The organism is Rothia sp. HMSC065C03 (genome assembly GCF_001837295.1).
Lineage (GTDB): Bacteria > Actinomycetota > Actinomycetes > Actinomycetales > Micrococcaceae > Rothia.
The window spans coordinates 269722-279241 of record NZ_KV831988.1; the positions used below are offsets into that span (position 1 = coordinate 269722).

The following is a 9520-nucleotide window of genomic DNA, read 5'->3' on the forward strand; positions in this document are numbered from 1 at the left end:
CCCCTACGTTTTGATTTAGTTTTAGTCTTAGTGATCCAGGAGAACTTATGGACCTGTCGGTTCCCGACACGGTTGATAACCGTTACAAGGTACTCGAGGTAATCGGTACCGGTGCGATGGCAACCGTTTATGCTGCCGAGGATACTCGCCTCGGCCGCAAGGTTGCGCTTAAGATTCTGCGCCCGGAGCAGGCCCAGGACGATACGTTCCGCGCACGCTTTAAGCGTGAGGCGGAGGCTGTGGCGTCTCTGAACAATCCTGCGATTGTTGCTGTCTATGACACCGGTTCGTATAACCCTTCGCAGGATGGTGAGGAGTCTGCTTCTTCGGAAGAGGGCACCGCTATTCCTTATATCGTGATGGAGTACGTGGAGGGTCATACTCTGCGTTCCATCCTGTCCCGTGGCGGTCATCTGCCGGTCCGTGATGCTTTGGGTTATTCCGAGCAGTTGCTGGGTGCTTTGCAGTACAGCCACTCGATGGGCATCATTCACCGCGATATTAAACCGGCGAATATTATGGTGCTGGAGCGTACCAGCGAGGATATCGCTAAGGGTCAGCCGGGCCAGATTAAGGTCATGGATTTCGGTATTTCCCGTGCCATTGAGGAAGCTGGCGAGGCGCTGACCAAGGCTAATGTGGTGATGGGTAGCGCACGCTACATGTCCCCTGAGCAAGTGAGCGGCAAGGAAGTTGACGCCCGTAGCGATTTGTACTCTGCTGCTTGCGTGATTTACGAGATGATTGCTGGTCGTTCTCCGTTTGACGCTGAGTCGAATGTTGATCTCGCGGCTAAGCATCTTTCGGATGCCCCTGAGCCTCCGAGCAAGTTCACCCCGCTTGAGGTTCCTGCTGGTCTGGATGCTGTGATTCTGAAGGGTCTGGCGAAGAACCCGGATGAGCGTTATCAGAGCGCGGCTGAGTTCGCTCAGGCTCTGGTGTCGGTTGTTCGCCCGGGTGAAGAGACCGTGGTTCAGGATGCAGCGATGACTACTGCTTTTGTTCCTTCGGCGACTACTGCTTCCCTGGGTGAGGATTACGCCCCGTACACCACCTCGATTACTGAGGCTTCGGTGGAGGATGGCGGCCTCAACGGCTTCTTCGAGTATGAAGACGATGAGGAACTGTACGACGATGAGGAATACGCAGAGTACGATGAGTCTTCGCCGCGTAAGCGTGCGTGGGTTCGTTTCCTTGTGGGTACTCTGATTGCGGCTCTGCTGGTTTTCAGTGTCGGCTCGGTTCTGTACTATCAGAACAAGCTCAATGAGGTTCCGCAGGTTCCGGTTCCGGCTGTGGTGAATGTTTCCCGCGATGATGCCGAGAACCAGTTGCGTAACCTGGGCTTCGTGCTGGAGTACCGTCAGGGCTACTCGGACAACGTCAAGAAGGGCGACGTTATCAGCGTTGAGCCGGGTGTTGGTTCTAAGGTCAATAAGGGCTCGACCGTTATTGTGACTGTTTCGAACGGTCCGGAGAAGGTCAAGCTGCCCGGTAACCTGCAGGGTCAGAGTGAGGCGTATGTCCGTAACGCTCTGAAGGACCTGGGTCTGGTGGATGGTCGCGTCTCCACTGTGGAGAGCGCTTCCATTCCTGCGGGTATGGTTGTGGAGCTTTCCCCGGAGAAGGGATCGACCGATGATAAGGGTGTTCAGACCGTTGAGGCTGGTAGCACCGTGAACATCGTCCTGTCTTCCGGTAAGGTGAAGGTCCCCTCGCTGGTGGGTCTGACCAAGGACCAGGCGATTGCTGCTCTGACCGCTCAGGATGTTCTGCTGAACACCAACATCGAGACTGTTCAGACTAACGAGCGTCCTGCGGGCACTGTGCTTTCGCAGAGCTCTGCGGCGGGTACTCTGGTGGCTCAGAACAGCACTGTGACGATCCGTGTGGCTGCTACTCCGACTCAGACGACCGCTCCGACTACTGCGGCTACTCAGCCTGCGGCAGCGACCGGTAACCAGAACGCTACTACTGGTAACCAGAACCAGCAGCGTTCTACCGCTACGGCTACTCCGGCACCGGCTGCGTCCGCTACTGCGGGTACCCGTACGATTCAGGGTACTAACGCGAATACCAATGCGAACAACGCTAATAATGCAAACGCTAACGCCCGCTAAGGGGTTCTAGCGGTTAGCAAAAGGGGCGGCGCTCCACACCGTTGGGTGTGGGGCGCCGCCCCTTTCGTGTATCTGCCCGTGTGTCTGTCTGTGTGCTTTGTTCGTGTACCGGGGCTTGCTCGCGGCTACGGGCCAGATAGAGCTATCGCCTCCAGCTTCCCTGTAGCGTGACTGCTACGGGGCTTCTGGAGGCGATATAAGCCACTGAGGGCTCTAAAGGCTAGAAGGGCTAGGCCATGAGGGGTGAGAGGCTCTTAGAGCGTTCTGCGGCGCCCTGCAGTCCGGTTTCTTCGAGCCAGTTGCCGAGCATGAGGTATCCGCTTTCGGTCAGGACCGATTCGGGGTGGAACTGCACGCCGTGCATGGGGGCTTCACGGTGGCGCAGGCCCATGATGATGCCGTTGTCGGTCGTGGAGGTGGTTTCCAGGACGTCGGGCATGGTTTCGGGTACAACCGCCAGGGAGTGGTAGCGGGTCGCGGTGAAGGGGCAGGGCACGTCCTTGAACACGGAGACGTTATCGTGCACCAGCTGCGAGGTCTTGCCGTGCATCAGCTCGGGGGCGTGGGTGACGGTGCCGCCGAATGCCTCAGCAATAGCCTGGTGGCCCAGGCAGACGCCCAGCAGCGGCTTCTTCGCTTCCGCGGCCCAGCGGATGGTGTCGATGATGACGCCTGCCTCTGCGGGGGCACCGGGGCCGGGAGAGACGAGCACGCCGTCGTGTTCTTCGGCGAGCTTGATGACTTCGTCGAGTTCGTATTCGTCGTTACGGATGACGGTGGTTTCAGCGCCGAGCTGCTGGATGTAGCCGACGAGGGTGAAGACGAAGCTGTCGTAGTTGTCGATAACAAGGATGCGGGTCATGGCACGTCCTTAGCGCTAATGGTTGATGGTGACGTTCAGGTTGAAGGGGCCGTACTCTGCGAAGTGGGGGAAGACGAATTCCATGAGCAGGTAGACTACGGCGAGTATCAGCACGATGGCGATAATGATGCGAACCCATAGGGGGCCGGGGAGGTGGCGGAAAATCCATGCGTACATCTGCTTTTCCTCTCAGATTTAGGATTTTGCGACGGAGGCGGCAATTTCTGCGGGCGCTCCGGCTGCGGCGGGCCGCCAGGATTCGAGGCGGGCGTGGACAATGTATCGTTCGGTGTCACCGTAGCGCGGGTGGCAGGTGGTGAGCGTCAGGAGGCGCTCGGTGGGTGCTACGCCGGGCTGTCCGGGGACGGGTTCGATGACTTCTACCTGGTCGGGCTGCACGATTTCGTGGCTGTAGACGGTGTAGGTGTAGTAGCCGTCTTTGGTGCGCACGTAGATGTGGTCGCCTTCGGTGAGCAGGTCGATGTCGTTGAGGACTTTGCCGCGGGTTTGGCGGTGTCCTGCGAGGGAGAAATTGCCGACCTGGCCGGGCATGGCGCTTCCTTCGTAGTGGCCGAGGCCGAGGGAGTCAAGCACGTCGGAGCTGGTGCCCTGGGTTGCGGGGCGCTGGTAGTCGGATCCGAACTTGGGGATGTAGACGACGCCGAAGACTTCACCGTGGCCGGGTTCGCTCAGACCGGCGGGAGGGGGGTTGGGGTCCCAGTCGGGGACGGGTTCGCCGGGATTGGAGTCGAACTCCTGAACGAGGGTGCTGACGGCTTGGGATTGGGTGCGGTCGGCGTCGATGTTGGTCCACCAAAGCTGCCATGCGACGAAGAGGAGCAGTACGACTCCGATGGTGATGAGGAGTTCGCCTGTAATCTGGATGACCCAGTGCAGCACGCTGCGGGGGCGGCGCTCTGCGGTGGGTGCCGTTCCTTGACTCATGCGGTCTCCTTTGTCTTCTGGGTTATGTATGTTCTTGGGCGCCGGGTGGCGTTCCTTATCTTTCAACGCGGGGAGAAGGTGAAATCATCCCGTAAGTCTGCAAAGATAGGTGTGAACATATATTTTTAGGTTACCCATACAACAATAAGCGGAGGAAGTATGTCGACCAACTCGGCTAAGGCATCGTCCAAGAAGAAGTCTCAGAAGTCTGCTAAGTCTGAGGTGGAGGATGCGAGCGAGCTGCGTCTGCGTGAGATTGCTCGTGAGATGGAGAGCGGCACGCAGCTGAAGGAGCAGACTCCGTTGTGGTACCGCGTGATTATGTTCTCGCTGTTGGCGGTGGGCATTCTGTGGATTATTGTTTTCTACATTACGCAGGGCCTGTTCCCGATTCCTGATCTGGGTATGTGGAATGTGAGTGTTGGTGTGGGCGCCATGATGGTGAGCATGCTGATGATGACTCGCTGGCGTTAAGACTTATGCGTTAGATTTTATGAGAGAGGCGGTCGTCCCGTATGGGGCGGCCGCCTCTCTGTGTTTGGGGTCTGCCTGTTTGGCAGGGCTGGAGTTAGAGCGCCTCCGCATTACCTGTCTTTGTTCTTGCTCGGAAGATTGCGGTCATGGCGACCATGATGAGCAGCTCGGTAAGGGTTTGAGTGAGTACGGTGGCGCCCATGAGGCTCGCTTCGGGGTTCCCGTTGTGTGCCAGGCGTTGTGCGCAGAGCGCGACGACGGGGTAGATGATGAGGGCGTTGCGGGTGACGGCGCTGAAGGTTACGGAGATGCGTTCCGGTCGGCTCATCACCTTGCTGAGGCACCATGCGGTGCCTCCTGCGAGGATGGCGTAGGTGAGGTAGAGTCCGGCGAGTCGGGGAATGAGCTGTGCCTGGTTGAGCACCGCCGGGGTGTAGGCGGAGCACATGAGAGCAAGGAGCAGGCACATGAGGGGAATCATCGCGGCATCACTCATGCTGCGTACGCGTTCGTAGGCTTGTTGACGCTGCGGTGAGCGGGTTGACCAGCGTTGCACGAGGTGGGCGGCTATCAGGGGCACGATGAGCGGTGCCAAGCTGAGGTAGCTTTCGGTGGGAAGGGGGAATATTTCTCCCACCACCCCAATATCTAATATTCCTATATATGCATACGCACTAGTCCAGAATGGAATAGAAACGATTTGGGTACCAAGAAGATAGGGCGTTGTCGCCAGCAAACCGCGATATTCCCCTCCAGCAATACACGCAAAAACCACAACGTAATCCACGCATGGAGCCAGCAAAACAATCACCGTGGCTAGAGCAATGGGGCCGCCCTCGGGAATGAAGAGGGAGACCAGAGGCGCAACTAGAATCGGGGTTCCAAGGGTAGCCACCAGCACGACCGTGCGAGCGAGCCTCTTATGCTGACCGACACTCATGCCGACTAGAGGCATGAGAGCGAAGTTGGTCCACAGGAGCGCACCGAGCGCGTAGGGCACGAGCTGCTCAGAAACTAGGCTCCACCCACTCAGCCCCGCGCTGGCACCTCCCACGGCCATGGAGGCGAGGTAGAGAGCCACCTGGTGGCGTTCCATATAGCTCACGGAGCCATCCTCTTCTAGTAGATCAGGTCGCCTCGTGCCGCTTCGTGGACGCGGCGGGTTACGGTTTCCATGACGGGCGAGTTGATGTTCCAGCGCTGCCAGTAGAGGGGGAATTCTACGGGGGTTGCGGCGAGCTTCACGAGGTGCCCGCTTGCGAGCTCTTCGGCGCATTGCGCTTCGGGAATGAGACCCCAGGCGATACCGGCGCTGACGGCGCGCGCATAGTCCGGGGAGGAGGGAATGTAGATGGTGGGGCTTTGGGTGAAGGTTTCTTCAGCCTCCAGACCTACTTCTTGTTCAATGAGGACTCGCGCTACGTCCTGCACGAAGTCTTTGCGGTCGTATTCGACGACGGGGGCACGGTTGAGCTCTTCGCGGCTTACGCGCTTGGGCCAGCCGGGTAGGTATCGCTGTACGTAGTCGGGGGTTGCGACGCACCAGTAGCGTGCCACTCCGAGGGTTTCAACGGAGCAGCCGGGGATTTTTTCGGGTTTGGAGGTGATGACTGCCATGACTTCTCCGGAGCGGAGCATGGCGGAGGAGTGGAATTCACCTTCTCGTCGCAGGTCGCAGAAGATGCTGTCTTCGCGGCTGAGAGTTCCGACGGCGTCGATGAACCAGGTGGCGAGCGAGTCGGCATTGACCGCCACGGAGACGCTTTGGAAGCCGCCAGCACCCATGAGTTCGCGTTCCATTTCTTGCTGCAGGAATTCGCTCTGACGGGCGATGCGCAGCACGCTTTGTCCAGCATCGGTGGGGGTGACGGGGTTGCTTCGACGTAGCAGGACCTTTCCGGCGATCTGTTCCATGGCTTTGATGCGCTGGGAGATGGCGGAGGGGCTCACTCGCAGAACATCTGCCGCGGCATCGAAAGTGCCGTATTCGATGACGGCGGCAAAGGTGGAGAGCTGGTCGGTACTGAAACGTGTCATAAGAATATCTTACGCAGTGTGAAAATATTTAGATAGATTTAGGGTTTGTTTTCCCGTATTCTCGTCTCTGGCGCTTCACACTCTAGCTATCGGGGCAATAATCCCTGTGTCGCATGCTTTTGCCTGGCAAGCTGGTATTAGAGGAGCCACCACCCGCATATCCGCGAAGCCCGCGCCCCGTTTGACCCGCATAGAAAGTTTCACCATGTCCACCTCCCTGTCCCTGCTGTTTCTGGGTGCTACCACCACGATTTCTCTGGTGGCGGCTATTGGTGCCCAGGGAACTTTTGTGCTGCGTCAGGGTATTTTGGGTCGGCATATTACCCCAATCATTATTTTCTGCATTCTGTCGGATGCTCTGATGATTGGCTTGGGCGTGGTGGGCCTGGGCGCTCTGTTGGATGCGGCACCGTGGTTCATTGAGGTGTTCCGTTATGTGGGTGCGGCGTTTTTGGCGTGGTTTGGTTTTGAGGCTGGGCGGCGTGTGTTTACCCCGCATTCCATCGTGGTGGATGATGCGGAGGGCGATTCTCAGTCGTTGAAGGCGGCTCTGCTGACCACGGCGGCGGTGACGTATTTGAATCCGCTGGCGTGGTTGGATACGACTATTCTTTTGGGTTCGCTGGCGAACGCCCAGGGCGATCCTGGCCGTTGGTGGTACTACCTGGGGTGCTGCTGCGGTAGTATTATCTGGTTTTTGGGGCTGGGGTACGGTTCGCGTCTGCTTCGTCCGCTCTTTGCGCGTCCTTCGGCATGGCGTGTTTTGGATGGGGCGACGGCACTTCTGATGGCATACCTGGTGTTCAATCTGCTGACGATGAACCTGTCGACCCACTAGCTTCTACCCCCCCTGAGGAGCCCTTTTATGCCTTGTCGGTCTCCTTTTCCGCGCTCTTCTCCTCTTCGAGGGTTATGAGTACCTCGTTTTTGGGCATGGTAAGCAGGCCCAGGTAGATATCGCGAATAACCAGGATGTGCTTGATTCGCTCGATCATGGGTTTGAGGAAGCTTCGGGCGTATTTTTCGTCGCTACTGGTGGTTGCGACGAAGCTGAGCCCGGAGAACACGGCAACGATCATGGACACCTTGATGACCACGGCGTTGATGTTGGTGTCTACGCCGAGGATTTTGAGGTGTTCGGGTTTGACGGTCATCCAGGATTCGATGGTGGTGTCGCTAATGGCGATGGAGGAGAACCCCATGAAGAACCCGAAGACGAGCAACATAAAGAGGCTCGCCTGAATAATCTGCCCAATCATAGGGATGATGATAAGGTTGCCCCAGGACGCAATTTTGAGGGGTCGGTGTTCGAGGATTTTCTTCTCTTCGACCCAGTCTTGGACGGTGTTCCAGATTCCCCCTTCGAGGGCCGCGGCGCGTTCGTAGTCGTTCTCGGTAAAGCTTGCAATGTCGTCGCCTCTATTGCGGCCCAGAAGGCGCGCTGTGCGCTCTAGGGAGGTCGTGACGATCACGAACACGGCGAGGAGTCCCATGAGCCCCAGAACAGCCCAGGTGCGCGGGAAGCTGAGCCTGTTGGCGAGCTTCCAGAGGTCTGCGTTCACGAAGATGAAGAGCACGGACACCATGAGTACGGGTAGTACTTTCGCAATCATGGGTGGCAGGGAGGCGAGCTGGTGGATGGCATGTTTGAAGGACCACCCTAGGATGGTGTCTACGCCGAGGAAGATGGCGAGGTAGATGCCCACAACGATGAGCGGGAATACTTGGGAACCGTCGTAGACGAAGTCGAGGCCGTCGAGGCTGCTGGATTCAAAGACACTGGCGACAAAGAGCATGCCGGCAAAAAGTACGGTAAGAATACCCGTGGTGATTTGAACCCACTGCGGGGTGCGGACCATGAGTATATGGGCAAGAGTAATGAACACACCGGAGATTATCGGCATCACGAGGAAGATACCACCGAGCACCAGCATGGGTAGCACTTCATCGCTGAGCGCGGTGTTGGTCGTGATGGCTTTAATGTATTCCGGGAGGGAACCATTTGCGTTATCAACTACGAGAATGAGGATATCGCGTAGGAAGATATAGCAGACGTGCATGATACTCGCCCACAGGATCCAGGGTACGGAGCGGGGGAACGCATCGAGAGCACGCTGACGTGCAGGAATGATGAGGGGTACGCCCTGTTTGCGGAACCAGATATTGCTCTGCTTCAGCACATCAGTCTTGCTGTAGCGCTGAGGTTGTGCCTCTTCTGCCACAGCTTTAGTGCGCAGCCGCGCCCAGATGGGGCGTGCGTCCTTCTGCTGTGCGGTGTTCTGCTCCTGTGTGCTCATGACATACCACTCTACAGGGTCGAGCAGGCCCTTTGATTATGTACCTTTTAGAGTTCTTCTTTCTCGAGCTCAGATCCAATAAAGCGAGCGTATGCGCCCATGAGTAGCGCAGCCGCTTCTTCGTGTCCCTCGTAGATTCCTAGTTCCTCGTCCTCACGACCTGTGTAGGTGCCGCTACTGATCTCGAGTAGGGATAGCGGTCCTTCTGCAGTCTCCGGGGCTAGGGCATCCAGGATGAAGCTCAGGCTTTCTTCTGCATCTTCGTCTACTCCCATGAGGCGCCCCAGGTATGTACCCGGGTAGGGTGCGATGGTGAGGACGTCTTCATTCTCACATTGGATAATGCGTGCCACAGGAATAATATCCCCGTCTGCTGTCTCTTCGAGCAGCAGCTCAGTAGAGAGGTCTATATGGCTTTCCTCGCTCTGTAGGATCTGCCTGGACCACCAGAGGTGAATGTATTCGGTGAGTGCTGCCCATGCTTCGTGAGGCTCCAGCGAGCTCTCTACGTAGAGTGCCGCAGTCCGTTCTTCATTAGCCTGTTGCTGCTGATCGATTTGCTCGGGTGCGTGGGAAAACATGGGGTATTGCATGGTTCTACTCTATCCCAGTGCGCTCCTCTCTGGAGGGCCCGGTAGATTCATGGGGTTCTGAGGGTACAAAAAAGGGGCAGACCCGCGTGGGTCTGCCCCTTTTCCAACTTTAGCTGTTAAAGCAAAAGAGCCCGCGTAAGCGGGCTCTTTTTATTGCCTATTGGATTGTTATCCAAAAACCATACAGTGAAC

10 protein-coding genes are annotated in these 9520 nt (G+C 57.4%); 3 read left to right on the forward strand and 7 right to left on the reverse strand.

What is annotated here, in order from left to right:
• Nucleotides 1-47 precede the first annotated feature (47 nt).
• Complete coding sequence (gene pknB, locus HMPREF2605_RS04470) at nucleotides 48-2120, forward strand: Stk1 family PASTA domain-containing Ser/Thr kinase (RefSeq protein WP_070847120.1); 2073 nt, start codon at nucleotides 48-50, stop codon at nucleotides 2118-2120.
• 229 nt (nucleotides 2121-2349) lie between these two features.
• Here the strand turns inward: pknB and HMPREF2605_RS04475 are convergent, their stop codons facing one another.
• The 3 genes from HMPREF2605_RS04475 to HMPREF2605_RS04480 are packed head-to-tail and all read right to left on the reverse strand — an operon-like array spanning nucleotide 2350 to nucleotide 3927.
• Nucleotides 2350-2982: an aminodeoxychorismate/anthranilate synthase component II gene (locus HMPREF2605_RS04475; RefSeq protein ID WP_049354380.1), complete on the reverse strand. Its 633-nt coding sequence runs from the start codon at nucleotides 2980-2982 to the stop codon at nucleotides 2350-2352.
• A 15-nt stretch (nucleotides 2983-2997) separates the two neighbouring features.
• On the reverse strand, nucleotides 2998-3159 hold the full coding sequence (locus HMPREF2605_RS09505; RefSeq protein WP_005507386.1) for a hypothetical protein: 162 nt from the start codon (nucleotides 3157-3159) through the stop codon (nucleotides 2998-3000).
• Nucleotides 3160-3177: 18 nt separating this feature from the next.
• Nucleotides 3178-3927 (reverse strand): class E sortase, encoded by a 750-nt coding sequence (locus HMPREF2605_RS04480; protein ID WP_070847122.1) that lies wholly within the window; start codon nucleotides 3925-3927, stop codon nucleotides 3178-3180.
• A 159-nt stretch (nucleotides 3928-4086) separates the two neighbouring features.
• Here HMPREF2605_RS04480 and HMPREF2605_RS04485 point away from each other — a divergent pair, with 159 nt between their 5' ends.
• A complete protein-coding gene (locus tag HMPREF2605_RS04485) occupies nucleotides 4087-4401 on the forward strand; it encodes a cell division protein CrgA (RefSeq protein ID WP_005507388.1) in 315 nt (104 codons plus the stop codon).
• Between the two features lie 94 nt (nucleotides 4402-4495).
• Here the strand turns inward: HMPREF2605_RS04485 and HMPREF2605_RS09390 are convergent, their stop codons facing one another.
• Entirely contained in the window at nucleotides 4496-4996 is a 501-nt protein-coding gene (locus tag HMPREF2605_RS09390) for a hypothetical protein (RefSeq protein WP_141762275.1), read from the reverse strand.
• A 524-nt stretch (nucleotides 4997-5520) separates the two neighbouring features.
• Nucleotides 5521-6438, reverse strand: coding sequence for a LysR family transcriptional regulator ArgP (locus HMPREF2605_RS04495; protein ID WP_049354382.1), 918 nt, complete (start codon nucleotides 6436-6438; stop codon nucleotides 5521-5523).
• Between the two features lie 205 nt (nucleotides 6439-6643).
• Here HMPREF2605_RS04495 and HMPREF2605_RS04500 point away from each other — a divergent pair, with 205 nt between their 5' ends.
• A complete protein-coding gene (locus HMPREF2605_RS04500; RefSeq protein WP_049354383.1) occupies nucleotides 6644-7276 on the forward strand; it encodes a LysE/ArgO family amino acid transporter in 633 nt (210 codons plus the stop codon).
• Nucleotides 7277-7301: 25 nt separating this feature from the next.
• On the opposite strand, the gene HMPREF2605_RS04505 is transcribed toward HMPREF2605_RS04500, so the two are convergent.
• Complete coding sequence (locus HMPREF2605_RS04505) at nucleotides 7302-8735, reverse strand: D-mannonate dehydratase (RefSeq protein ID WP_070633871.1); 1434 nt, start codon at nucleotides 8733-8735, stop codon at nucleotides 7302-7304.
• A gap of 47 nt (nucleotides 8736-8782) precedes the next feature.
• Nucleotides 8783-9316 carry a GTPase gene (locus HMPREF2605_RS04510; RefSeq protein WP_246828164.1) on the reverse strand — a complete coding sequence of 178 codons (534 nt, stop codon included), beginning with the start codon at nucleotides 9314-9316 and terminating at the stop codon, nucleotides 8783-8785.
• Nucleotides 9317-9520 lie beyond the last annotated feature (204 nt).